A 25,433-nucleotide genomic window follows, 5' to 3' on the forward strand; every position below is an offset into this window, starting at 1 on the left:
TAACGTACAGGAGACCGCGACATGACCATCTTCACCCACGCCACCCTCGGCACGCACGACCTGGCACGCGCCAGCGCCTTCTACGATCACGTCCTGGCACCGCTCGGCTACAGGCGCCTGCTGGACGTCGAAGGCCGCATCTGCGGCTGGGGCGCGGAAGCGCCCCAGTTCATGGTCGGCTATCCACGCAACGGCGAACCGGCCACCGCCAGCAATGGCCTGACCATCGGCCTGGCGGCGCCAAGCCGGGCCGCGATCGATGAATTCCATCGCCGCGCGCTCGACCTGGGCGCGGTGGACGAAGGCGCCCCTGGCCCGCGGCCGTTCGCGCCGAACGCCTATGCCGCCTACATCCGCGACCCGGATGGCAACAAGATCGCAGCGTCCTGCCGCAAGCCCGCTTGACAACCCTCGCGGCCTAGGCCGTTATCTCCTGTGGCGCGGCATAGTCGCGCAGGCGATACGTGCCACGGCCGGCCCGCTTGGCGTCGTAGAGCGCCAGGTCGGCACAATCGAGCAGCAACCTGGGCTCGACCTTGCTGCTCTCCGCAAACGCGCCACCGATGCTGGAGCTGATGCGCAGTTCGCCGTGCGGCAGCAGCATTGGCGACAGCATCGCCGCCAGGATCTTGTCCGCCACCCGCTGCATCGCGGCGCGGTCCGCCACCGCTTCCAGCACGATCACGAATTCATCGCCAGCCAGCCGTGCGACGGTATCGGTTGCCCTGACCGAGGCCAGCAGGCGGCGCGCAAATTCGCGCAGTACTTCATCGCCTGCTGCATGGCCATGCGTGTCGTTGATCTGCTTGAAATGATCGACGTCCAGGAAGAGCAAGCCCATGGGTTGGCTGGCGCGGGCAAGGCGCTGTACGGCTTCCGCCATTTTCTCGTTGAACTGGTAGCGGTTCGGCAGGCCCGTCAGTTCATCGAACCGTGCCAACTCGGACAGCTGCCGTTGTACCCGCTTCAATTCGCTGACGTCGGCGCAGAGCGCGAGAATACCGAGCACGGCGCCATCCTGGCCAAACTGCGGTACCACGGTGTAGTGCAGCCATCGCTCATGGTTGTCGACGAACGTCGTGAACTCGAATTCCACCCGCTCGCCGTGCAGCGCGCGCAACATGAACGGCATGAGCCCTTGCGCCGCCGGACTGTCGGGGAATTCATTAACGAGATCGGCCAGGCGACAGCCGACCACGGTCGACGCCGACTTTCCCAGCCAGCTTGTAAACGTGGCGTTGGCGAACTCGATTTTCAGCTCCGCGTCGAGATAGCAGATGACCGCAGGCAGGTTGTCGGTGATGGCACGCAGGCGCAGTTCGCTCTGCTTGCGTTCGGTGATGTCATGCCAGAGAGCAAAAACGCTGACCACCGCCCCGGTATCGTCGAGTTCCGGTGAATAGATCCCGGTGAAATAGCGGTCCACGCCGCCGACCGGAAAACAGATGTCGAACTCGACTTTGTGCCCCTGGAAGGCCCTGTCGATATGGACGCTGACGCTTTCATACAGCGCATCGCCTGTGATTTCGCGCAATTTGGCGCCCAGCAGTTCTTCAGGCCGCTGCGGCAGCACGGTACCGATGTATTTGTTAATGAACGTGAAACGTCCATCCAGGTCGAACTGGGTGATGATGACGGGCAGGTTGTCCGTCACCGCGTGGAAGCGCCGCTCGCTCTGTGCGAGCTGCTCCTGGACAGCTGCCAGTTCGCTACCCTCGACCATATCGGGAGCCAGCGCTTTTGCCAGCGCGCGCCGCCAGCGCCCGAGCCAGTTCCCCATGCGATCCTCCTGCGCTGAAAAGTGGCAGCGATTATAGTCCGCTCGCCCGACAGTGGCCACCCGACTGACAAACGCACGGCGGCTGCCACGGACCGCATCCCGTGATCGTGACGATGTCGGCGTAGCGGCATCACCTGTTTTCCGAAAACAACACAAATTGAACACAATACGCCGATTTGTTTAGATGATTTGATGCCTGATGGCAATTGCGTTACGCTTCCAATTGTTCCCAGGAGCAAGACGCGCGGTGAGCCCCGTCTGTACCAATACGCCCGTACGCCCTGGTTCATACACCGGTGGCAACAATTTCCACTCGATTGTTAGACACCTTTCATAAAACCGTTCACCTAATAAACTGCACAACATGAGACGTTTCATTGCCCCGCTGCTCGCGCTGCCGTTCGCCCTGTCGACGGCACTCGCCCAGGAAAGCGCAACTTCCTCCATCAAGATCAGCGGCTTCGGTACCGGTGCCCTGACCTGGACCAATACCGACGATGCGCAGTTCGTACGCGCTAGCCAGGCCAGCGGCGCGGTCAAGAGCCCGCGTACCGGCGTGGATTCGAATCTCGGCCTGCAAATTGATGCGCGCATCAACGACTGGATCTCGCTGACGGGCCAGGGTCTCGTGCGCAAGGCTGGCGAAGACAACTATGGTGCCGATGCCACGCTGGCATTCGCCAAGTTCACGCTGTCGGACAACCTGAGCGTACGTGCTGGCCGAGTTGGCTTACCGCTGTTCATGATCTCCGACTACCGGAACGTCGGCTATGCCAACATCATGCTGCGGCCGCCGACGGAACTGTACAACCTGGTACCCATCAACAGCCTCGATGGGGCCGATGCGACGTGGCGCCAGAATGTAGGTAACACCACATTGACCGGTCAGCTGGCCTATGGCCGTACCAAGGAGAAGGCGCCGGGCGGCCTCGCCATGCTCGCGATCACCGATCACCGGGTCGTGAATTTATCGGCCGAACACGGTCCATTCACCGCGCGCATTGTCCGCAGCGATGCCAAATACTCGTTCGAGACAGGCGACTTTGCCACCCCCAAGAGAAAAATCTCGTTCACGGGGGCCGGCCTCGGCATGGACTGGAACAATATCGTGCTGCAATCCGAGTATGGCCAGACGCGCGGCGTCGGCGCGGGCAAGAACGCTTGGTACCTGATGGCAGGCTACCGTATCGGCAAGTTCGTACCGTTCTACAACCACGGCAGGGTTACCGGCGAAAACCGTCAAACCACCGACAGCATCGGCTTGCGCTGGGATGCATTCAGCTCGGCCGCGGTGAAGTTCCAGCTCGATCGTGTCAAGCCGGAAGGGGCTGGCATGTTCGTCAACGTAAAGCCCGGTTTCGACGGTCCTGTCACCGTCGGCGCGGTGTCGGTCGATTTCGTTTTCTGAGGAGACACGCATGAACAAACTGATGCATGCAATCGCCGCCGCCATCGCCTTTGCCGCCGCGCCCGCAATGGCCGAAGTCGTTGCCGTGGTCGGCACCGCCAGCAGCCAGGCGACGATGACGAAGGACGAGGTGGCCAACGTCTTCACGGGCAAGTCGTCCGCGCTGACGCCGATCGACCAGCCGGAAAGCGCTCCGGTGCGGGCCGAGTTCTACAAGAAGGTGGCGGACAAGGACCCGGCCCAGGCCAAGGCCCTGTGGGCCAAGCTGGTCTTCACCGGCAAGGCCACGATGCCGAAGGAAGCAGCGGACAGCGCCGCCGTCAAGAAAGCCGTGGCGGCCAATCCGAAGGCGATCGGCTATATCGAGAAGAGCGCCGTCGACGCGACGGTCAAGGTCGTCTTCACCGCGCCCTGAGCGCCAACGGCAGTCGCGGCAGGCATGGCTGGCAGCGGGACCGCTGGCCATCACCCGCGCGGCCACGAGCAGTGGCCGGCGCGACGCCATCAGAACAATTCAGGCACTCGTCAACTGGAGACAGCAGTATGAGCATCAAGCGCAGGATCTGGTCTTTACCGGTCATCTCGACCGTCATATTCGTGCTGGGCGTTGCGGTCAGCACCAGCTTTGCAACGCGCGCCCTGGATTCGATCCACGCCACCGAGAGCGTCGACTTTCCCACCCTGGGCGCCGTGAAGGCGTTGGGCAGCGAGGTCGAAGCGGTCACCGCCGGCCTGCGCGATGCCGTCAGCGAAGGCGACAAGGCACGCATTGCCCAGGTGGGCGAACAGGCCGCCAAGGTGCGTGCCCGGATTGCCGAGATCGGCAAGATCGACGGCATGGCCGAGACCGGCAAGCGCCTCGCCCAGGAATTCGACGACTACTATTCTCCCGCCGTATCCGCCGCAAAGATCATGCTGGAAATGGAACAGGGCGATGCCGGCGCCACCGTGACGCGCATGCAATCCACGCTGAACACGCTGAACGGCGACATTGCCAAGTTGAACGACAACGCGCAGCGCCAGTTCGCTGCCGGCATCTCGCACAGCAGGAGCAGCGTGCGCAGCGTGCTGGTCGCCACCATTGTCACCGCCCTGGTGGTGATCGCCGCCCTGGCCGTGGTGTCGTGGTTTGTGGTGCGCACCATCTGGCAACAACTCGGCGGCGAGCCGGGATATGCGCGCGACATCACGCGCGCAGTCGCCGCCGGCAACCTGTCGATGGAAATCCGCACCGAGGCCGGCGACCAGGACAGCCTGCTGGCGGCGCTGAAGGACATGCGCGGACGCCTGGCCAGCATGGTCGCCGGCATCAAGAGCTCGGCCGAGACCATCGCCGTGGCGAGCAGTGAAATCGCCAGCGGCAATGCCGACCTGGCCAGCCGCACCGAATCCCAGGCCGGGCGCCTGGAAAACACCACCCGCGCCATGGAATCGCTGACCGAGACGGTGCACGCCAATGCCGCCAACGCGCAGCAAGCCAACGCGCTGGTGGTCTCGGCCAGCGACATCGCCACGCGCGGCGGCGAAGTGGTCGGCGATGTCGTCACCACGATGGGCGCCATCAATGCGTCGGCCAGCAAGATCGTCGACATCATCGCGGTCATCGACGGCATCGCCTTCCAGACCAATATTCTGGCATTGAACGCGGCGGTGGAAGCGGCCCGTGCCGGCGAACAGGGCCGCGGCTTTGCCGTGGTGGCCTCGGAAGTGCGCACGCTGGCCCAGCGCAGCGCGGCTGCCGCCAGGGAAATCAAGGAACTGATCGGCGATTCGGTGGCCAAGGTCGGTACCGGCACCGCGCTGGTCGACAAGGCCGGCGAGACGATGGAGCAGATCGTCGCTTCCGTGCGCAAGGTCCACGGCATCATGGCCGAGATCGCGGAAGCCGGCGCGCGCCAGAGCGAAGGCATCGAGCAGATCGGGCATGCGATCAGCGACATGGACGGCATGACCCAGCAGAACTCGGCCCTCGTGGAAGAAGCCTCGGCCGCCGCCGAGTCGCTGACGGAACAGACCCGCCACCTGTCGGCAGCGCTTGCCGTCTTCAAGCTCGACGACATGCCGGACACGGCACCGGCAGGCTCGCGCGGCCGTGCCGGCCCCGCCGCCCTCGCGCTCCGCTGAGCCGCAGGCAGTTCCCGGCAGCCCATCATGCCCGGCAATGCCGGGCATTTTTTCGTCCCGTGCCATGGTGAACACAAACGCGGATTATGCCTCACTTTACGTTTACGTAAACGTAAAGTCGAGCTATCATCGCCCTATGGACCGGCAGCACAAGACGGCTGGAAAGGCGAACGCGATGGAGACATGGAAATGCACGGGCATGCGCAATATGGATGAGCTCGAAAGCCATTCCACGACGGGCAGCCACGCGTCGAAAAGCCCTGGCAACAGGATCGGGCATGTTCCAGCGCGACCCGAAATGGTCCGGCAAGCATGGCCGCTGCCGTGCCAGCCTGCTCCACCGGCGAATACGCCGTTGCCGCTGTTCGATGGTCTCTTCCTGCAAGATCCATACCCCACCTATCGAGCATTGCGTGAACAGGGACCGGTGCACTGGCGCGACGATGTGTTCCAGGGCGCCTGGATCCTGCCGCACTACGCCGATGTGGCGTTCGCGCTGCGCGACCCGCGCTTCTCCTCGCAACGCACCGGCGGCTGGATCAAGCGCGTCCCGGATGCTGCCACGCCGGCCGCCGACGGCCGGGGGCAGGCCGGCCGCGATGCCTTCCAGCGCATGTTCGCGCGCGCCATGGTCTTTCTCGACGCCCCCGACCACCGGCGCCTGCGCCGCGCCATGGCGGCCGGCTTCCACCCGTCGCGGATCCGCGCGCTGGCGCCGCGGATCGAGCAACTTGCCGATGAACTGTTCGATCCGCTGCAGCACTGTCCGCAATTCGAGTTCATCGGCGCAGTCGCGCGCCCTCTTCCCTCGCGCGTCATGGCACTTCTGCTGGGCGTGGACCGGTCCGATGAAGCCCGCTTCATGGCCTGGTCGGACAGCCTTGCAACGTTCATCGGTGCCTTGCAGCCATCGGCGGACGAACTGCGTGGCGCGCGGCGCGGCCTGATGCAGATGGCGGGCTACTTCGATGGACTGCTGCGCGAACGCCGCCAGGCTCCCGGCACGGATCTCATCGGCTGCCTGCTGCAGGCCGAAGCGGCCGGAGAAATCCATGCCGATGGCGAATTGGTGGCGCAATGCGCGATGCTGCTGTTCGCCGGCCACGAAACCACCCGCAACCTGCTGGGGAACGCCGTGCACACGCTGCTGTCCCACCCCGCGCAGTGGCGGGCACTGCGTGCGTGCCCGGAAGCGATGCCGGCGGCGATACGCGAGATCCTGCGCTACGACAGCCCCGTGCAATACACCGGACGGCGGGTGGCGGCCACGCTCACGCTGCACGGCCACACGCTGCGCCGGGGCGACCTCGTCCTGGCGTTGATCGGCGCCGCCAACCGCGATCCGGCGCGCTTCGCAGCTCCGGATACCTTCGACATCGCGCGCCGGGAAAGCAGCCACCTGTCCTTTGGCAGTGGGCCGCACGTGTGCATCGGCGCCACCCTGGCGCTGCTGGAGGCCGAGGTCACACTGCGCCAGATGGCCAGGCGCTGGCCAGACCTGCGCCTGGCGGAAAGCACCACCAGCTGGAATGGCAACCCCGGACTGCGTGGATTAACCAAACTGCAACTTCGTACTGTAGGTTGAACAAGACATGACCGTCATTGAAACCAAACTGAATCCACGCGGCGACGACTTCAAGGCCAATGCGGCCGCCATGCAGGCCCTGGTGGACGACCTGCGCGCGAAGGTCGGGAAGATCGCCGCGGGCGGCGGCGCGGCCGCGAGCGCGAAACATGTCGCACGCGGCAAGCTGCTGCCGCGCGAGCGCGTGCGGCTGCTGCTGGATCCCGGCACGCCCTTTCTCGAACTGTCGCAGATGGCCGCTTTCGGCATGTACGACGACGCGGCCCCGGCCGCCGGCATCATCACCGGCATCGGCCGGGTTGCCGGCCAGGAGTGCGTCATCGTCTGCAACGACGCCACCGTCAAGGGCGGTACCTATTATCCGGTGACGGTGAAGAAGCACCTGCGCGCACAGGAAATCGCCGACCAGAACAACCTCCCCTGCATTTACCTGGTCGACTCCGGCGGCGCCAATTTGCCGAACCAGGACGAAGTATTCCCGGACCGCGATCATTTCGGCCGCATCTTCTACAACCAGGCCAACATGTCGGCCAGGGGCATCCCCCAGATCGCCGTGGTGATGGGTTCCTGCACGGCGGGCGGCGCCTACGTGCCGGCGATGAGCGACGAATCGATCATCGTCAAGGAACAGGGCACCATCTTCCTGGGCGGCCCGCCGCTGGTCAAGGCTGCCACCGGCGAAGTGGTGTCGGCCGAAGACCTGGGTGGCGGCGACGTGCACACGCGCCTCTCGGGCGTGGCCGACCACCTGGCGCAGAACGACACCCACGCGCTGGCGCTGGCGCGCAACATCGTGTCTCACCTGAACCGGTGCAAGCCCGCTGCCGCGGTGCACGAAGTCGTGGCGCCGAAATACGCGCCGGAAGAACTGTATGGCGTAATCCCGGTCGATACGCGCAAGCCGTTCGACATCAGGGAAGTCATCGCGCGCATCGTCGACGGCAGCGAGTTCGACGAATTCAAGGCGCGCTACGGCGCCACGCTGGTGTGCGGCTTTGCCCGCATCTTCGGCATGAAGGTCGGGATCATCGCCAACAACGGCATCCTGTTCTCGGAATCCGCGCTGAAAGGTGCGCACTTCATCGAGCTGTGCGCGCAGCGCAGGATCCCGCTGGTCTTCCTGCAGAACATCACCGGCTTCATGGTCGGCCGCAAGTATGAAAACGAGGGCATCGCCCGCAACGGCGCCAAGATGGTGACGGCGGTGGCCACGGCGGCCGTGCCGAAGTTCACCGTCGTCATCGGCGGCAGCTTCGGCGCGGGCAACTATGGCATGTGCGGGCGCGCGTATTCGCCGCGCTTCGTGTGGATGTGGCCCAATGCGCGCATCTCGGTGATGGGCGGCGAGCAGGCCGCTTCGGTGCTCGCCACCGTGAAGCGCGACGGCATCGAGGCCAGGGGCGGGCAATGGTCGCAGGACGAGGAAGCGGCGTTCAAGCAGCCCATCAAGGAACAGTATGAACAGCAGGGCCACCCGTACTATGCCAGCGCGCGGCTGTGGGACGACGGCATCATCGACCCGGCCGACACCCGCATGGTGCTGGGCCTGGGCTTGTCGGCGGCATTGAATGCGCCGATTCCGGAGACGAAATTCGGCCTGTTCCGCATGTAGGCACCCGCGTGCGGAACAGTGCCACTCAGCAGACAGCAGGGAACTCAACCAGAAAGCAGGGAAACGCATGTTCCAGAAAATCCTGATCGCCAACCGTGGCGAAATCGCCTGCCGCGTCGCGTCGACCGCGCGCCGCATGGGCATCCAGACCGTGGCCGTGTATTCGGAAGCCGATGCCGGCGCCCGCCACGTCGAACTGTGCGACGAGGCCGTCCTGATCGGTCCCGCCGCGGCGCGCGACAGCTACCTGAAGGGCGACACCATCATCGCCGCCGCGCTGGCCACCGGCGCACAGGCTATCCATCCCGGCTACGGCTTCCTGTCGGAAAACGACGAGTTCGCCCAGGCCTGCGCCGACCACGGCCTGGTATTCATCGGCCCGCCCGCTTCGGCGATGCGCGCCATGGGTTCCAAGTCCGCCGCCAAGACGCTGATGGAGCAGGCCGACGTGCCCCTCGTGCCCGGCTACCACGGCGAGCGGCAGGACAGCGCATTCCTGCAGCAGCAGGCCGACCGGATCGGTTACCCGGTGCTGCTCAAGGCCAGCGCCGGTGGCGGCGGCAAGGGCATGCGCATCGTCGAGCGCAGCGAAGAGTTCGCCGACGCGCTGGCCTCGTGCAAGCGCGAGGCGATCAGCAGCTTCGGCGACGACAAGGTGCTCGTCGAGAAGTACCTGACCCGCCCGCGCCACATCGAAATCCAGGTATTTGCCGACACGCACGGCGAATGCGTCTACCTGTTCGAGCGCGACTGCTCGGTGCAGCGCCGCCACCAGAAGGTGCTGGAGGAAGCACCGGCGCCAGGCATGACGCCCGAACGGCGCCGCGCCATGGGCCAGGCCGCCGTCAACGCGGCGAAGGCCGTGGCCTACGTCGGCGCCGGCACGGTGGAGTTCATCGCCAACCAGGACGGCAGCTTCTACTTCATGGAAATGAATACCCGCCTGCAGGTCGAACACCCGGTCACGGAAATGATCACCGGCACCGACCTGGTGGAATGGCAGCTGCGCGTGGCCAGCGGCGAGGCGCTGCCGCTGCGCCAGGACCAGCTGCGCATCGACGGCCATGCGATCGAGGCGCGCATCTATGCCGAGAATCCCGAGAAGGGCTTCCTGCCGGCGATCGGCCAGCTGCGTCACCTGCGCGCTCCGCAAGCCGTGCATTTCACGCGCAATGACGGCGTCCCCGCTGCCCTCCCCGCACCGGTGCGTATCGACGCTGGCGTTCGCGAGGGCGACGCCATCTCGCCGTTCTACGATCCGATGATCGCCAAGCTGATCGTCTGGGGCGCCGATCGCCGGCAGGCGCTGGTGCGTATGCGGCAGGCACTGGCCGCTTACCAGGTGGTGGGCCTGTCCACCAATGTCGGCTTCCTGCAGCGCCTGATGGACAGCGACGCCTTCTCGAACGCCGACCTCGATACCGGCCTGATCGAGCAGAATCGCGCAGCGCTGTTCCCGCCACCCGCGCCCGCGTCGCGCGACGTGCTGGCGCTGGCCGCCGCATCGTTGCTGCATGGCGAGCGGCTGCACGATGCCTCGGCGGCCGGCGACCCCTGGCGCAGGTCGGACGGCTGGCGCATGAACGGCCGGCTGGCGCGCGAGCTCGATTTCGGCGACGACAGTGGCGCACGCAGTGTCACCGCCACCTACGCGGGCGATGGCTGGGCCTTCAGCCTGGATGGCGCCAGCTGCTCCCTGTCGCTGGTGCGCGCCGAAGGCAGCGACCTGTGGATTACACTGGATGGCCAGCTGCTGCGCGGTTGCGTGGTACGTGACGGCGACGCTTTCCATGTGTTCGCACGTGGCCGCCACGCGGTGCTGCAGTACACCGATCCGCTGGTGCACACCGGCGCGGCGGAAGCCGAAGCGGGCGCACTGACCGCGCCGATGCCGGGCAAGATCGTGGCCCTGCTGGTTACCGCAGGCGCCAGGGTGGCGAAAGGCGCGCCGCTGCTCGTGATGGAAGCGATGAAGATGGAACACACGATCGCGGCGACGCATGACGGCATCGTGGAAAAATTGCTGTACCAGGTCGGCGACCAGGTCACCGACGGCGCCCAGCTGCTGACATTGACCGCCGAGGCGTGAAGCAAAGCGGCCGCGGCGCGCGGCCCGAGCGGCCCGCGCGCCGCGGCCGGGACGGCTCAGATCCGTTCGAAAATCGCCGCGATGCCCTGGCCGCCGCCGATGCACATGGTGACCAGCGCATACCGTCCACCGGTGCGCTGCAGCTCGTACAGCGCCTTGACGCTGATGATGGCGCCAGTGGCGCCGATGGGGTGGCCCAGGCCGATGCCGGAGCCGTTCGGATTGACCTTGGCGGGATCGAGCCCCAGTTCCTGCGCCACCGCGCACGCTTGCGCCGCGAAGGCTTCATTGGCCTCCACCACGTCGATGTCGTCCACCGTCAGGCCGGCCCGCTCGAGCGCCTTGCGGCTGGCCGGCACCGGACCGATACCCATGTATTTCGGATCCACCCCGGCGTGCGCATAGGCCACCAGCCGCGCCAGCGGCCTTGCACCACGCTGCTCGGCCACGCTTCGCTCCATCAGCACCAGCGCGGCGGCGCCGTCGTTCAGGCCCGACGCATTGCCGGCAGTGACACTGCCATCCTTCCTGAACGCGGCGCGCATGCCTGCCAGGCTCTCCAGCGAGGTGTCGGCACGGATATGCTCGTCCGCGGCAAACAGCGTTTCCCCCTTGCGCGATTTGAGGGCTACCGGCAGGATCTGCTCCTTGAAATAGCCGGCCTCGGTGGCATGCGCCGCGCGGCGATGCGACTCCACCGCCAGCGCATCCTGCGCCTCGCGGCCGATGGCGAAACGTTGCGCCACATTCTCGGCGGTGATGCCCATGTGGACGCCATCGAAAGGATCGGTCAGCGCGCCTGTCATCATGTCCGAAAAGGCGACCTCGCCCATGCGGGTGCCCCAGCGCATCGCACCGGTCGCATGCGGCGCGCGGCTCATGCTCTCGGCGCCGCCGGCCACGGCGATATCGGCGTCGCCCAGCAGGATCGACTGCGCGGCGCTGATCACCGCCTGCAGGCCCGATCCGCACAGGCGGTTGACCGTCAGTGCCGGCGCCGCGTGGGCGATGCCGGCCTCGACCGCCGCCACGCGCGACAGGTACATGTCCTTCGGCTCGGTATGGATCACGCTGCCGAACACGACATGGTCCACCTCCTCGCCGTTCACGCCGGCGCGCGCCAGCGCCTCGCGCGTCACGCGCGCTGCCAGGTCGGTGGGCGCAAAATCCTTCAGGCTGCCGCCAAAGTCGCCAATGGCGGTGCGCACACCGCTGACGATCACTACTTCTCGTTCCATGATTCCTCCATTGTTTCGGTCGTTTCAACTGTGATGGGTGGCGCTGCATTCCTGGGTACCGCTACATGTTCGGATAGCTCGGCCCGCCACCGCCTTCCGGCGTGACCCAGGTAATGTTCTGGGTGGGGTCCTTGATATCGCAGGTCTTGCAGTGCACGCAGTTCTGGGCATTGATCTGCAGCCGGTTTCCTCCCTCGTCGGTCTTGATGAATTCATACACGCCTGCCGGGCAGTAGCGCGCTTCCGGACCGGCATACATGGCCAGGTTCACGTCCACCGGCACGCTGCCGTTCTTCAGTGTCAGGTGGACCGGCTGGTCTTCCGCATGGTTCGTGTTCGAGATGAACACCGAGGACAGGCGGTCGAACGTCAGCTTGCCGTCCGGCTTCGGATAGTCGAACGGCCGATAACGGTTCGCCGGCTGCAGGCATTCGTGATCGGCGCGGGCATGGCGCAGCGTCCACGGCGCCTTGCCGCGCAAGAGGACCTGGTCGATCCAGGTCATCGCGGAACCGAGGTACAGTCCCTTGCTCAGCCAGGGCTTGACGTTGCGGGCGACATGCAGCTCCTCATGCAGCCAGGACTGTTCGAAACTGGCCGGATAGGAGGCCAGCTCGTCGCCCGCTCGGTTCTCCGCCAGCGCGGCGACCACGGATTCGGCGGCCAGCATGCCGGACTTGATGGCGGCGTGCGAGCCCTTGATGCGGCTCATGTTCAGGAAACCGGCTTCGCAGCCGATCAGCGCGCCGCCGGGGAAGACCAGCCTGGGCAGGCTTTGCAGGCCGCCCGCCGCGATCGCGCGCGCCCCATAGGAGATGCGCTTGCCGCCCTCGAAGAAGGTACGGATGGCCGGGTGCGTCTTGTAGCGCTGGAATTCCTCGTACGGCGACAGGTAGGGGTTCTCGTAGTTAAGGCCCACCACGTAGCCGACCACCACCTGGTTGTTCTCCAGGTGATAGAGGAAAGAGCCGCCGTAGGTGCCGGCATCGAGCGGCCAGCCGGTGGTGTGGACCACCAGGCCGGGCTGGTGCGTGGCGGGATCGATCTCCCACAGTTCCTTGATGCCGATGCCGTAGGATTGCGGATCCTTGCCCTTGTCCAGGCCATACCTGGCGATGAGCTGCTTGCCCAGGTGGCCGCGCGCGCCTTCCGCGAACAGCGTGTATTTGCCCACCAGCTCCATGCCGGGCTGGAAGTCGGCTCCCGGCGTGCCGTCGCGCCTGACACCCATGTTGCCAGTGGCGATGCCGCGCACCGCGCCGCCGGCGTCGTACAGCACTTCGGCGGCGGCGAAGCCGGGGAAGATGTCGACACCCAGTTCCTCGGCCTGCTGGCCCAGCCAGCGTACCAGGCTGCCCAGCGAGATCACGTAGTTGCCATGGTTTTCAAAGCACGGCGGCAGCAGCGCGGCCGGTGTCCGGTACGCCCGCGACTCGGTCAGGAACAGCACGCGGTCCTCGGTCACGGGCGTATCGAGCGGTGCGCCCTTCTCCTTCCAGTTGGGGAACAGCTCGGTCAGGGCGCGCGGGTCCATCACGGCGCCCGACACTGTGTGGGCCCCCAGCTCGCCCCCCTTCTCGAGGACGACAACCGACACTTCGCGGTTCTCGGCTGCGGCCAGCTGCTTGATCCGGATGGCTGCCGCCAGGCCGGCGGGCCCGCCGCCAACGATGACGACATCGTATTCCATCACGTCGCGGGGCCCGGATTGCATGGTTTGGTTCATCATGAGTCAGTCAGTTTCAAGAACGGGTGGGCGCTGCCGCATGCCGCGCGCCGCGCAAAGGACGACAGGGGAACTTGCAGGCCATGTACATGCGCTTCACGGCTGGGCGGCGGCACGGCTGGCCGCCAGCGCGTTGCCCGCGCGGCTGGCTGCTTTCCGCCCGAGATGGCTTGCGATGAACTGCCCCGCATCGACCACTGCGCCAAGGTCGATGCCGGTATGGATTCCGAGTCCGTGCAGCATGTACAGCACGTCTTCGGTGGCGACGTTGCCCGTCGCGCCTTTCGCGTAAGGGCAACCGCCCAGTCCGGCCACCGAGGAATGGAAAGTGGTGACACCGATTTCCAGGCAGGCGTAGATATTGGCCAGCGCCTGGCCATAGGTGTCGTGGAAATGGCCCGAAAGCTGCGCGATCGGGAACGCGCCGGCGGCGCGCGCCATGACCTGCTGGACCTGGCGCGGCGTGCCGACCCCGATGGTATCGGCGATGTCGATCTCGTCGCACCCCAGGTCGCGCATGCGGCCGACCACATCGGCGACCGTATCGCTGGAGACCTCGCCCTGGTAGGGGCAGCCGAACGCGCAACTGATGCTGCCGCGCAGGCGCAGCCCCATTTCCCGTGCTGCCAGCGCGACCGGCCGGAAGCGTTGTACGGATTCCGCGATGGAGCAGTTGATGTTTTTCTGCGAGAACGCTTCGGATGCCGCGCCGAAGATCACCACTTCGTCGACACCCGCCGCATGCGCTGCCTCGAGCCCCTGCATATTGGGCGCGAGGGCGGAATACAGCACGCCGGGCCGGCGCCGGATGCCGGCCATCACCTCCGCCGACGTGGCCATCTGCGGCACCCATTTCGGCGAGACGAACGATGCCGCCTCGATATTGGCGAAGCCGGCCGCCGTCAACCGGTCGACCAGTGCCACCTTGACCGCGGCCGGGATGATTTCCCGTTCGTTCTGCAGCCCATCGCGCGGACCGACCTCGACGATCTTGACCTTGTGCGGCAAGTTCATTTCCCTACTCCTCTTCTCCGATGGGCAGCATGCGCTGCCCGGGCTTGCCGGACGACGGCGTTCGACGGCATGCCGCCCACTGCGTCCATGTCGCAAGACTTTACGTTTACGTTAACGTCAATCTAACTATAGATTACCATTTTCCATCCAGAATTTGTACCCATCGCCAAAAATGTTTCCACGAGCTGGCTAACCCTCAGGCATGGCCGCACTTCTTGCAGGCATGCAAGAAGTGCTGATACAATAACTCGTTCGATCTCTAACCATTTATGTCTTATATGTCGTCCGCTATCGAAGAGCGTTTTTCGCAAGCCCTGCACAGCACGGCCCGCGCCTGGCGCCAGGCGCTGGACCGGCGCATGAAATCCCTGGGACTGTCGCAGGCCGGCTGGATGGCCATCGCCACGGTGGCGAAGGACGTGCCGATGTCGCAAACGGAGCTTGCCGCAAGGCTGGGCGTCGAAGACCCGACGATGGTCGCCATGATCGACCGGCTGGTCAAAGGCGGCTACATGGTGCGGGTGCCGTCTGAAACGGACCGCCGCGTCAAGCTGGTGCAGCTGACCGGGCGCGGTCGCGAGATCTTCCAGGAACTGCTTGCCGTGGCGGATCCATTCCGCAGCGAACTGCTGGGCGGCGCGGACCGGGCGCAGCTGGAACAGGTGACTGTCTTCCTGGAAGCGCTGCGGGCAGCAATCGAGAGCCGCGGATGAGCCAGTCCGCGGCCAATGCCGGGGATGGTCTCAACCGGCCCATGATCACGCTGTCGATCATGCTGGCCACCGTCATCCAGGCCCTCGACGGTACCATCGCCAACGTCGCGCTGCCGCACATGCAGGGCGCGCTGTCGGCCTCGCAGGACCAGATCACCTGGGTGCTGACCTCGTTCATCGTGGCGGCGGCGATCGCCACGCCGGTGACGGGCTGGCTGTGCGACCGCTTCGGCACGAAGAACGTGTTCCTTGCGTCGGTGGCCGGGTTCACCATCGCCTCGGTGCTGTGCGGGGTGTCGCAATCGCTGACGCAGATCGTCGTGGCGCGCCTGCTGCAGGGCGTATTCGGTGCCGCGCTGGTGCCGCTGTCGCAGGCCACGCTGCTGGACATCAACCCACGCGAAAAGCACGGTTCGGCCATGGCGGTGTGGGGCATGGGCGTGATGATCGGCCCCATCCTGGGTCCCACGCTGGGCGGCTGGCTGACCGACAGCTACAACTGGCGCTGGGTCTTCTTCATCAACGTGCCGGTTGGCGCCGTGGCGTTCTGGGGTATCTGGCGCTACATCCGCCCGGCCGCCGCGCCGCGCCGTATCCGTTTCGACATGTTCGGCTTCGTCACGCTGAGCCTCGCGATCGGCGCGCTGCAGATGCTGCTCGACCGGGGCGAACAGAACGACTGGTTCGCCGCCACCGAAACCTGGATCGAGGCGGTCGTGCTGGCGCTGTCCTTCGCCTGGTTCGCCGTCCACACGTGGACCAGCCCGCCGGGCAGATCGTTCTTCGATTACCGGCTGCTGAAGAACGCCAATTACGTGGGTGGCCTGCTGTTCATCTTCATCGTCGGCCTGGTGCTGTTCGCCACGCGCGCGCTGACCCCGACGATGCTGCAGGGGCTGATGGGCTATCCGGCCGCCGTCGCCGGCCTGGTAACGGCGCCGTCGGGCATCGGCACGATGCTCGCGATGATGCTGGTGGGCCGCCTGGTCGGCAAGGTCGATGTACGGCTGCTGCTGGCCACCGGCTTCGCGATCACCGCCTTCTCGCTGTGGCAGATGAGCCGCTACACCTTGGTGTTGGCGCAGTCCGATATCGTGTGGCCCGGCGTGATCCAGGGCCTGGGGCTCGGCCTGGTGTTCGTGCCGCTGTCGGCCGCCACGTTTGCCACGCTGTCGCCGGCGATGCGCGCCGAAGGCACGGCCATCTACAGCCTGGTGCGCAACATCGGCAGCAGTATCGGCATCGCGCTCGTGCAGACGCTGCTGGTGCGGAACACGGCAACGATGCACGCCTCGCTGGCCGAACACGTGACGATCGCCAACCCGGCGCTAGGCGCCACCACGCCGGTGGCGCTGGCGCAGCTGAACGAGGAAATCACGCGCCAGGCGTCGATGATCGCGTACGCCAACGACTTCTGGATGATGACCCTGATGACCCTTGCCGTGATCCCCCTGCTGCTGCTGATCCGCACGGGGCCGGCCGACCAGCAACCCGCACTCGACCATGCCGCGATGGAATGAAACGATGAACAAGAAGATCACTCTCGCCGGGGCCGCCGCCGTGCTGGCGCTCGGCCTGGCCGGCTGCGCCACGCCACCGCCGGATGGCCGCGTGCCGCCGGTACGCAACATCGCTGCGGAGTTGCCGGCATCGATCCACCTGGCGCGCGAAGGCTGGCCGGAAGCGCGCTGGTGGAGCAGCTACGGCGACGAACAGCTGACCAGGCTGATCGATGCGGCGCTGGCCACCGCGCCCAGCCTGGAAGTGGCGGCAACCCGCATCGGTGCCGCCCACGCCGCGCTGTCGCTGTCGCGCGCCGACCGGGGCCTGTCAACCAGCCTCGACGCGGCCGCCAGCCGCCAGCGCTACTCCGCCAACGGCCTGTTCCCGGCCCCCATCGGCGGCGCTTGGTATACCGAAGAGACGGTGCGGGTCCAGGCCCGCTACGATATCGACTGGTGGGGCCGCAACCGCGCGCTGGTCGCCGCGGCCGCCGGCGAAGTCAATGCCAGCCGCGCCGCGTACGCCGCCGCGGAACAGGCACTGGCCGCCGCGGTCGCCCGCAGCTGGTACACGCTGCAGGGCCAATGGGCGCGCCGCGCCAACCTGGAACAGCTGATTGCCGTGCAGCGCGACCTGCTCGCCGACACGGGCAAGCGCCTCGCCTACGGCCTGGCGGCGGCGCCGGACCGGGAACGGTTCGCCACCGACCTGGCGCTGCTGGAACGGGACCTGGCCGAACTCGATACCGCCAGCGCCAGGGAAACCGAAGCGCTGCGCGCGCTGCTCGGCGCCGGCAACGATGCGCTGACCGGTCTGCATGCCGCGTATGGCCCTGCCGAACCGCCCGCGATACCGGCCCGGCTGGGCGCGGAACTGCTGGCACGCCGGCCGGACCTGCAGGCCGCCCGCTGGCGCGTGGAAGCGGCGCTGTCGCGCATCGATGCCGCGAAGGCGGCGTTTTATCCGGAAATCGACCTGAGCGCAGCGATCGGCCTGGATTCCCTTTCACTGTCGCGCCTGCTGGAAGCCGGCAGCCGCACGCTGTTCGTCGGGCCGGCGCTGTCGCTGCCGCTGTTCGACAGCCACCGGCTGTCGGCCCGCCTGGAAGGCAACCGCAATGAACGCGACGCACTGATCGCCGACTATAACCAGGCCGTGATCGACGCCATGCGCGAGGTGGCGCAGGAAGCGGCCGCCGTGCAGGGCCTCGCCACCCAGCTGGCGCGCCAGGCGCAGGCCTGCGCGGGCGCCCGGGCCGTGCTGCAGGCCACGCAGTCGCGTCTCGAGCGCGGCCTGGCCAGCCGCGCCGAGCTACTCGCGGCACGCCAGGCCGTGCTGCGCCAGCAGGACGCGGCCCTCGCGCTGCAGCAGCAGCAGCGGCTGGCCGGTGTGGCCCTGATCCACTCCCTCGGCGGTGGCTACCATGCCGGCGCCGCGGATACCGAACGATTCTCTTCCCACTGACACCATGAGCGACAACACCCCACAAGCCCCCGCGGCGAACCGCAAGCGCAAGGTCATGCTGGCCGCCGTCACCGCCGCGTTCGCCATCGCCGGCCTTGCCTACGGCACCTACCACCACCTGGTGCTGGCGAAGTTCCAGGAGACCGACAATGCCTACGTAGGTGGCAACCTCGTCACGCTGTCGTCGCAGGTGGCCGGCAATGTCGAAGCGATCCGCGCCGACGAAACGCAGCTGGTGCAGGCTGGCGCCGAGATCGTGCGCCTCGACGCCGCCGATGCCGATGTCGCGCTGCGCCAGGCGGAAGCGAAGCTCGGCGCCACAGTGCGCGAGGAGCGCCAGCGCTACAGCGACGTCGGCCAGTACGATGCGCTGGTGGCCCAGCGCCGCCTGGCCCTGGCGACGGCCGAACAGGACCTGGCGCGGCGCCTGCCGCTGGCAGCCGATCACACCATCGCCGGCGAGGAAGTAGCCCATGCGCGCCGTGCCGTCGACGATGCGCGAGCCGCCGTGACGGTGGCCGAAAAGCAGGCCGACGCCGCGCGCTCCGGTGTGGCGGGCGTCGCGCTGGCCGAGCACCCGGCCGTGCGCGCGGCGCAGGCGGACTACGAGGCGGCATGGCTGGCGGTGCGGCGCAATGCGATCGTCGCGCCGGTTGCCGGCTACGTGGCGAAGCGCGCCGTGCAGGTCGGTGCGCATGTCACGCCCGGCACCGCGCTGCTGGCCATCGTCCCGCTCGACCAGCTGTGGATCGACGCCAATTTCAAGGAATCGGAGCTGCGCAACATCCGCATCGGCCAGCCGGCAACGATCGAAGTCGACATGTACGGCGACAAGGTGGCGTTCCACGGCCGCGTGGTCGGCATGTCGGCCGGCACCGGCAGCGCGTTCTCGCTGCTGCCGGCACAGAACGCCAGCGGCAACTGGATCAAGGTGGTGCAGCGGGTACCCGTGCGCATCGCGCTCGACCCGAAGGAGCTGCGCGCGCATCCGCTGCGGATCGGCCTATCGGCGACGGCGCGGGTCGACATCCGCCAACAGGATGGCGCAGTGCTGGGCGCGCCGATGCCGCGCCAGCCGGTCTATGCCACGGCCGCGCTGGGCCAGCCGCTGGCTCAGGCCAGTGCCGCCGCGGCGGCAATCGTACAAGCCAACCTGGCGCGCTAGTGCCACGAATCGTTCACGCATCTGCCCACCAAGGACCAGCATGAAAATCATCACTTCCATCGAAGACCTGCGCGACCAGCTGAGCGGCCAGTTGCGCACCGCGTTCGTGCCGACCATGGGCAGCCTGCACGAAGGCCACCTGTCGCTGATGCGGCTGGCGCGCAAGCATGGCGATCCGGTGGTTGCGTCGATCTTCGTCAATCGCCTGCAGTTCGGCCCGAACGACGATTTCGAGCGCTACCCCCGCTCCCTGGAAGCGGACGCCGAAAAACTGGCCAGAGAAGGCGTGTACGTGCTGTTCGCGCCCAGCGAGAAAGAGCTGTATCCGGAACCCCAGGAATACCGGGTGCAGCCGCCGGACAACCTGGGCAATATGCTCGAAGGCGAATTCCGACCCGGTTTCTTCAACGGCGTGTGCACGGTGATCACCAAGATGTTTTCCTGTGTGCAGCCGCGCGTGGCGGTGTTCGGCAAGAAGGATTACCAGCAGCTGATGATCGTGCGGAACATGACGCGCCAGCTGGCGATGCCGACCGAAATCGTCGGTGCGGAAACATGGCGCGCCGACGACGGCCTGGCACTGTCGTCGCGCAACAGTTATCTGTCCGCCGCCGAACGCGACGAGGCACCGGCCTTGTTCCATTGCCTGAACACGGTTGCCGATAACGTGCGCACAGGCCGCCTGCCCATCGCGGAGGTCGAACGCAGCGCCATGGCATCGCTGGCGCAGCGTGGCTGGAAGCCGGACTATATTTCGGTCCGCAAGCGCCACGACCTGCTGGCGCCGGACGCCGCGGACCTGGAGGCGGGCACGCCCTTGGTCGTGCTGGCGGCGGCCAGGCTGGGCACGACCAGACTGATCGACAACCTCGAGATCTGAAGCCGCCGGGGCACGAGTTAGTTTTTAGGCATGAAAACGTATTCATGTTTAACTCTTACGCTTGACCGACTATACTGGCCATCATAATCCTTATAAATATCTGATATTCATACACAGGAGATAGCCATGGTCATTCTGAAACTTGTGTGCTGCGCCGTTGTCGCCGTTGCTGCGGGTGCGGCAGCGCTGTTCGACGAAGAGGAACCGGCCGTCGTGTCGCAGCCGTCGCAGGGCGAAGTCTTCCATCCGCCGGCCATCGACATCAATCACCTCGCCAAGGCATTCCGCTGACGCGCGGCCGCCGCCCAGGCGCTGCGCCCGCCATCTGTGGCAGCAGTGCCCTGGGATGGAGGACGCGCCCCTGCCCCGTCTGGTCAGGGGGGCAACATCGGCAGGCAGCATTGCCAGAGCGGAGCACGGGGCGTTCGTGCACCAATCCGGCTTAGGCAAGGCGCCTTGGCTGTTGCCCGGCTGCCCAGTTATCATCTTGCGGCATGGAGGATATCGAAAAGCGCAATTGGATTGTTCCTGTCGGCTAGTACAAGATGGAAACATCGTTACTTGCCAATGGAGTCCAGCATGACCTTCCTCGAATATTTGCCGATTGCTCTTGCAGTGACCGGCCTCGTGCTGCGGTTCGTGATTTCCAAGCCGGCGGCGCAGGCTGTGCAGGCGTGGGAACAGGACTCCCGTCTGCAGCGGGAAGCCCAGCCTGCCGCCACGCGCCCTGCCGTATCGGCACGCGAACGCGCTTTCGCCGCCGCCTGAACGCCAGAGTCGGTTTTTTGTTTTTTGTACCGGACGCCCGCCAATCGATCCTTGGCGGCAGCGTTGCTCAGCCGCCGCGCAGCCGCCGCCACAACGTGGTACGGCTGATCCCGAGGTAGGCCGCGGCTTCGTCCTTGCGCCCCCCGAAGCGCCGCAATACCTGGGTCAGCGACTCGGTCGGTTGTGGCGCCCCTACCGCATCCACGCTAGCCGGCCCTGCCTCGATGCGCTCCGCCAGTTCCGGTGCGATGCCGAGCAGGAAAGCCGGCGTCAGCGCCTGCAGCGGCTCTGCCGCCAGGAACAGCGCAGTGCGTTCCATCAGGTTGCGCAGTTCGCGGACATTGCCCGGCCACGGGTAGCCTTCCAGCAGCGCCGCGCAAGCGTTCATCTCCGCATGCAGGTTGATGTGCGTGGCGCCACGCAAGGCGGCCAGCGCGTTTTTCAGCGACCACTCGGCGAGGGCAATGATGTCCTGCCTCCGTTCACGCAGCGGCGGCGCCGCCAGCCGCAGTACAGCGAGTCGATAGAACAGGTCGGCGCGAAAGCGTCCTTCCCGTACGCGCGCCTCGAGGTCGCAGTGGGTAGCGCTGATCACGCGTACATCGATGGGGACCGGGCGCGTCCCACCCACCCGCACCACTTCGCGCTCTTCGAGCACGCGCAGCAGGCGGGTTTGCAGCGCGAGCGGCATTTCGCCGATCTCGTCCAGGAACAGGGTGCCATGGTTGGCCGCTTCGAACAGCCCGGCGTGGCCGCCGCGACGCGCACCCGTGAAAGCGCCCTCCTCGTGGCCGAACAGTTCGGATTCGAGCAGCGATTCGGCCACCGCGCCGCAGTTGACGGCGACAAACGGGCGGCCTTTCCCGTGCCCTCCCGGCGCTTCGCGGTGGATCGCCTGCGCGACCAGTTCCTTGCCGGTGCCGGTTTCGCCCTGGACCAGCACGGTCGCCCGCGAGCGCGCATACAGCACCACCGCCTGACGCACCCGTTCCATGGCGCCGGATTCGCCGCGCAGGTCATTGAGCCCATAGCGCGCCTGCAGGGTATCCGCCACGGCGGCACGGCGGCCGCGGTTCGACTCCAGTTGCGACAGGCGCGCCATCTCGATGGCATCGTCGAACGCCTCGCGTATCGACGATGCCGAGTACACGAATACGCCTGTCAGGCCCGCTTCCTCGGCCAGGTCGGTGATCAGGCCGGCACCGACGATCGCCTCGATGCCGGCGGCCTTCAGTTCCTGGACCTGGGCACGCGCATCCTCGTCGGTCACATAGGTGCGCTGCACGATCGGCACGTGGAAGGTCGCGCTGAACTCGGCCAGTTCCGGGTGCTCGCGCTGGTGGGCGATCACGCCGATGCGCTCCGTCACGCGGCGCGCGCGCGACAGTGCCTGCAGCATGTCGAAGCCGCTGGCCTTCGCAACGACCACCGGCACGGGCACGCGCCCCTTCAGGTAGGCCGCGTTCGAACCAGCCGCGATCAGCACATCGCAGCGTTCGGTGGCGATACGTTCGCGGATATGCCTGACCGCTTCATCGTACCCGAGCCTGATCGGTTCGATGGTGGCGAGATGATCGTATTCGAGCGTGATGTCGCGGAACAGGCCGGCCAGCCGCGACACGGAAACGGTCCAGAAGACAGGCTTGTTATCGGACATGGAAGCAGGTGCCATTCAAGAATGCGGTTGCAGGATCCCGGCAACCCGCGCTGCAAGGCAGCACGGATCGTGCCGGGCCGACCCGATGCATCGGGCCTCGTCCTTCACTTCGGTCCGGCAAGCGTGCGCCAGGTGTCGATCACCGAATCCGGATTGAGCGACATCGATTCGATCCCCTGCTCGACGAGCCATGCGGCGAGCTCGGGATGGTCGGACGGCCCCTGGCCGCAGATGCCGATGTATTTGCCCCGCTCCCGGCATGCCGTGATTGCCATGACCAACAGGGCTTTCACGGCCGGATCGCGTTCGTCGAAGTCGGCCGCCAGCAGGGCCAGGCCGGAATCGCGGTCCAGGCCCAGTGTCAGCTGCGTAAGGTCATTCGAGCCGATGGAGAAGCCATCGAAATATTCGAGGAACTCGCCGGCCAGCAAGGCGTTCGACGGCACCTCGCACATCATGATCAGCCGCAGGCCGTCTTCACCGCGCTTCAGGCCATTGCTGGCCAGCAGTTCCACCACCTTCCGCGCCTGGCCCAGCGTGCGCACGAACGGCACCATGATTTCCACATTCGTCAATCCCATGTCGTTGCGGACCCGTTTCAGGGCCGCGCACTCCATTTCAAACGCGCCGGCGAAATCGGCCGACAGGTAGCGAGCGGCACCGCGGAAACCGAGCATCGGATTCTCCTCGTCCGGTTCATGCCGCGAACCGCCGATCAGCTTCCTGTACTCGTTGGACTTGAAGTCCGACAGGCGCACGATCACGGGCTTGGGCCAGAAGGCAGCGCCGATGGTGGCGATACCTTCGGCCAGCTTGTCGACGTAGAAGTCCCTGGGAGATGCATGGCCGCGTGATACGGACTCCACTGCCTGCTTCAGGTCCGCGTCGACATTCGGGTACTCGAGGATCACCCTCGGATGCACGCCGATATTGTTGTTGATGATGAACTCGAGTCGTGCCAGGCCTACTCCGCGATTCGGTACCGACTGCAACTCGAACGCCAGTTGCGGGTTGCCGACATTGAGCATGATCTTGGTGGCGATGGGCGGCAGATCGCCGTTCGCGACTTCGGTGATTTCACTGTCGACCAGGCCGTCGTAGATCCTGCCTTCGTCGCCTTCGGCGCACGACACGGTGACGATGGCGCCTTCCTTCAGCACATCGGTCGCGTTACCGCAGCCGACCACCGCCGGCACGCCGAGCTCGCGCGCGATGATGGCCGCGTGGCAGGTGCGCCCGCCCCGGTTGGTGACGATCGCCGCCGCGCGCTTCATGACCGGTTCCCAGTTCGGATCGGTCATGTCGGCCACCAGCACGTCGCCGGGCTGTACCCGGTCCATCTCCGAGGGATCCTTGATCACGCGAACCGGGCCCGCGCCGATCTTCTGGCCGATCGCGCGGCCGCTCGTCAGTACCGTACCGCCGCCCTTGAGACGGTAGCGCTGCTGCACGTCGCTGGCCTTCTGCTGCGACTTCACGGTTTCCGGGCGCGCCTGCAGGATGTACAGCTTGCCATCCCGGCCATCCTTGCCCCATTCGATGTCCATCGGACGCCCGTAGTGGTTCTCGATGATGACGGCATACCTGGACAGTTCGGTGACTTCGTCATCCGTCAGCGAGTAGCGGTGGCGCAGGTCGGCCGGCACATCGATGGTCGTGACCGAGCGCCCGGCCCTGGCATCGCCAGTGAACTCCATCTTCACGAGCTTGCTGCCGAGAGTCCGGCGGATGACCGATGCCTTGCCTTTTGCCAGCATCGGCTTGTGGACATGGAATTCGTCCGGGTTGACCGCGCCCTGCACCACCGTTTCGCCGAGCCCGTAGCTGGAAGTCACGAACACCACGTCGCGGAAACCGGATTCCGTGTCCAGCGTGAACATGACGCCCGCGGCGCCCAGGTCCGAGCGCACCATGCGCTGCACGCCGGCGGACAGGGCAACCTCGGCATGGGTGAATCCCTTGTGCACGCGGTACGAGATAGCGCGGTCGTTGTACAGCGATGCGAACACGTGCCTGATGGCTTCGAGCACGTTGTCGATGCCGACAACGTTCAGGAAGCTTTCCTGCTGGCCCGCGAACGATGCGTCGGGCAAGTCCTCCGCCGTAGCCGACGAGCGCACCGCGAACGAGACTTCGGCGCTCGAACCGCTCGCCAGGCGTTCATACGAGCGCCGGATATCTTGCTCGAGCGCGGCCTGGAATGGCGTGTCGACGATCCATTGGCGGATCTCGGCGCCAGCGGCGGCCAGCGCACGCACATCGTCGGTGTCGAGCCGTTCGAGGCGCTGCGCGATGCGCTCGGCCAGCGGTGCGCCCCCGCCGGGCGCATGCGACAGGAAGTCGCGGAATGCCTGTGCCGTCGTGGCAAAACCGCCGGGCACGCGCACGCCGGCGCCGGCAAGCTGGCTGATCATCTCGCCGAGCGACGCATTCTTGCCGCCGACGGCGTCGACATCGGCCATGCGCAGCGCCTCGAACGGCGCGACGTAAGGCTTCGACTTCGGGAAGGGATTGGACATGTGGTTCATGGTGCTTTCCTGTGCAATTGAAATCTGTTTCGGCTACACACTGCAATAAGCATTCCACAACGCAAGGGATCGGCGTTTCCGCGGTGCGCCGGGAGAAAAGGCCTTGGCCCCGTTGAAAAATGTTGCACGAAGGTTTCATGACGTTTCAATGTCTGAAACGTGAAACAAAAATTGAAACA

20 protein-coding genes are annotated in these 25,433 nt (G+C 66.1%); 14 read left to right on the forward strand and 6 right to left on the reverse strand.

The features are described from left to right. Positions 1-21: 21 nt before the first annotated feature. Entirely contained in the window at positions 22-405 is a 384-nt protein-coding gene (locus tag FHS02_RS03770) for a VOC family protein (RefSeq protein ID WP_137312868.1), read from the forward strand. Between the two features lie 13 nt (positions 406-418). Here FHS02_RS03770 and FHS02_RS03775 read toward each other — a convergent pair whose 3' ends face one another. Further along, the gene (locus FHS02_RS03775) at positions 419-1,840 is read right to left on the reverse strand and encodes a diguanylate cyclase domain-containing protein (RefSeq protein ID WP_137312869.1); all 1,422 of its coding nucleotides are present in this window, start codon (positions 1,838-1,840) and stop codon (positions 419-421) included. Between the two features lie 304 nt (positions 1,841-2,144). Between FHS02_RS03775 and FHS02_RS03780 the strand changes: the two genes are divergently transcribed. The 6 genes from FHS02_RS03780 (at position 2,145) to FHS02_RS03805 (ending at position 10,598) form a co-directional block, all read left to right on the forward strand. Beyond that, positions 2,145-3,188: a porin gene (locus tag FHS02_RS03780; protein ID WP_137312870.1), complete on the forward strand. Its 1,044-nt coding sequence runs from the start codon at positions 2,145-2,147 to the stop codon at positions 3,186-3,188. A 10-nt stretch (positions 3,189-3,198) separates the two neighbouring features. Beyond that, positions 3,199-3,603: a hypothetical protein gene (locus FHS02_RS03785; protein WP_137312871.1), complete on the forward strand. Its 405-nt coding sequence runs from the start codon at positions 3,199-3,201 to the stop codon at positions 3,601-3,603. Positions 3,604-3,731: 128 nt separating this feature from the next. Beyond that, positions 3,732-5,312 (forward strand): methyl-accepting chemotaxis protein, encoded by a 1,581-nt coding sequence (locus tag FHS02_RS31920; protein WP_137312872.1) that lies wholly within the window; start codon positions 3,732-3,734, stop codon positions 5,310-5,312. A gap of 199 nt (positions 5,313-5,511) precedes the next feature. Then, positions 5,512-6,897: a cytochrome P450 gene (locus FHS02_RS03795; protein ID WP_229422537.1), complete on the forward strand. Its 1,386-nt coding sequence runs from the start codon at positions 5,512-5,514 to the stop codon at positions 6,895-6,897. Positions 6,898-6,904: 7 nt separating this feature from the next. Next, the gene (locus FHS02_RS03800) at positions 6,905-8,509 is read left to right on the forward strand and encodes a carboxyl transferase domain-containing protein (protein WP_137312873.1); all 1,605 of its coding nucleotides are present in this window, start codon (positions 6,905-6,907) and stop codon (positions 8,507-8,509) included. A gap of 67 nt (positions 8,510-8,576) precedes the next feature. After that, on the forward strand, positions 8,577-10,598 hold the full coding sequence (locus FHS02_RS03805; RefSeq protein WP_137312874.1) for an acetyl/propionyl/methylcrotonyl-CoA carboxylase subunit alpha: 2,022 nt from the start codon (positions 8,577-8,579) through the stop codon (positions 10,596-10,598). 56 nt (positions 10,599-10,654) lie between these two features. Here the strand turns inward: FHS02_RS03805 and bktB are convergent, their stop codons facing one another. From bktB to FHS02_RS03820, 3 genes are all read right to left on the reverse strand, one after another. Next, positions 10,655-11,836 carry a beta-ketothiolase BktB gene (gene bktB / locus FHS02_RS03810; RefSeq protein WP_137312875.1) on the reverse strand — a complete coding sequence of 394 codons (1,182 nt, stop codon included), beginning with the start codon at positions 11,834-11,836 and terminating at the stop codon, positions 10,655-10,657. Between the two features lie 61 nt (positions 11,837-11,897). Next, entirely contained in the window at positions 11,898-13,526 is a 1,629-nt protein-coding gene (locus FHS02_RS03815) for an electron transfer flavoprotein-ubiquinone oxidoreductase (RefSeq protein ID WP_137317288.1), read from the reverse strand. A 132-nt stretch (positions 13,527-13,658) separates the two neighbouring features. After that, on the reverse strand, positions 13,659-14,576 hold the full coding sequence (locus FHS02_RS03820) for a hydroxymethylglutaryl-CoA lyase (RefSeq protein WP_137312876.1): 918 nt from the start codon (positions 14,574-14,576) through the stop codon (positions 13,659-13,661). Positions 14,577-14,935: 359 nt separating this feature from the next. Between FHS02_RS03820 and FHS02_RS03825 the strand changes: the two genes are divergently transcribed. The 7 genes from FHS02_RS03825 to FHS02_RS03855 all read left to right on the forward strand — a co-directional run bounded on the left by FHS02_RS03825 (position 14,936) and on the right by FHS02_RS03855 (position 21,069). After that, the gene (locus FHS02_RS03825) at positions 14,936-15,289 is read left to right on the forward strand and encodes a MarR family winged helix-turn-helix transcriptional regulator (protein WP_229429996.1); all 354 of its coding nucleotides are present in this window, start codon (positions 14,936-14,938) and stop codon (positions 15,287-15,289) included. Continuing rightward, positions 15,286-16,809, forward strand: coding sequence for an MDR family MFS transporter (locus tag FHS02_RS03830; protein ID WP_137312878.1), 1,524 nt, complete (start codon positions 15,286-15,288; stop codon positions 16,807-16,809). Before FHS02_RS03825 ends, FHS02_RS03830 begins: the two co-directional genes overlap by 4 nt. A gap of 4 nt (positions 16,810-16,813) precedes the next feature. Further along, positions 16,814-18,256 (forward strand): efflux transporter outer membrane subunit, encoded by a 1,443-nt coding sequence (locus tag FHS02_RS03835; RefSeq protein ID WP_137312879.1) that lies wholly within the window; start codon positions 16,814-16,816, stop codon positions 18,254-18,256. A gap of 4 nt (positions 18,257-18,260) precedes the next feature. Beyond that, the gene (locus FHS02_RS03840) at positions 18,261-19,421 is read left to right on the forward strand and encodes an HlyD family secretion protein (protein WP_137312880.1); all 1,161 of its coding nucleotides are present in this window, start codon (positions 18,261-18,263) and stop codon (positions 19,419-19,421) included. A gap of 40 nt (positions 19,422-19,461) precedes the next feature. Beyond that, entirely contained in the window at positions 19,462-20,301 is an 840-nt protein-coding gene (gene panC, locus FHS02_RS03845) for a pantoate--beta-alanine ligase (RefSeq protein WP_137312881.1), read from the forward strand. 126 nt (positions 20,302-20,427) lie between these two features. Further along, the gene (locus tag FHS02_RS03850) at positions 20,428-20,592 is read left to right on the forward strand and encodes a hypothetical protein (protein WP_175424726.1); all 165 of its coding nucleotides are present in this window, start codon (positions 20,428-20,430) and stop codon (positions 20,590-20,592) included. 288 nt (positions 20,593-20,880) lie between these two features. Then, positions 20,881-21,069, forward strand: coding sequence for a hypothetical protein (locus tag FHS02_RS03855; protein WP_137312882.1), 189 nt, complete (start codon positions 20,881-20,883; stop codon positions 21,067-21,069). Positions 21,070-21,136: 67 nt separating this feature from the next. Here the strand turns inward: FHS02_RS03855 and prpR are convergent, their stop codons facing one another. Together prpR and ppsA are read right to left on the reverse strand one after the other, a co-directional pair. Further along, on the reverse strand, positions 21,137-22,726 hold the full coding sequence (prpR, locus tag FHS02_RS03860; RefSeq protein ID WP_229422538.1) for a propionate catabolism operon regulatory protein PrpR: 1,590 nt from the start codon (positions 22,724-22,726) through the stop codon (positions 21,137-21,139). A gap of 104 nt (positions 22,727-22,830) precedes the next feature. Beyond that, positions 22,831-25,254 (reverse strand): phosphoenolpyruvate synthase, encoded by a 2,424-nt coding sequence (gene ppsA, locus FHS02_RS03865; RefSeq protein ID WP_137312884.1) that lies wholly within the window; start codon positions 25,252-25,254, stop codon positions 22,831-22,833. Between the last annotated feature and the right edge of the window lie 179 nt (positions 25,255-25,433).

The organism is Pseudoduganella umbonata, assembly GCF_014192225.1.
GTDB classification, from domain to species: Bacteria; Pseudomonadota; Gammaproteobacteria; order Burkholderiales; family Burkholderiaceae_D; genus Rugamonas; species Rugamonas umbonata.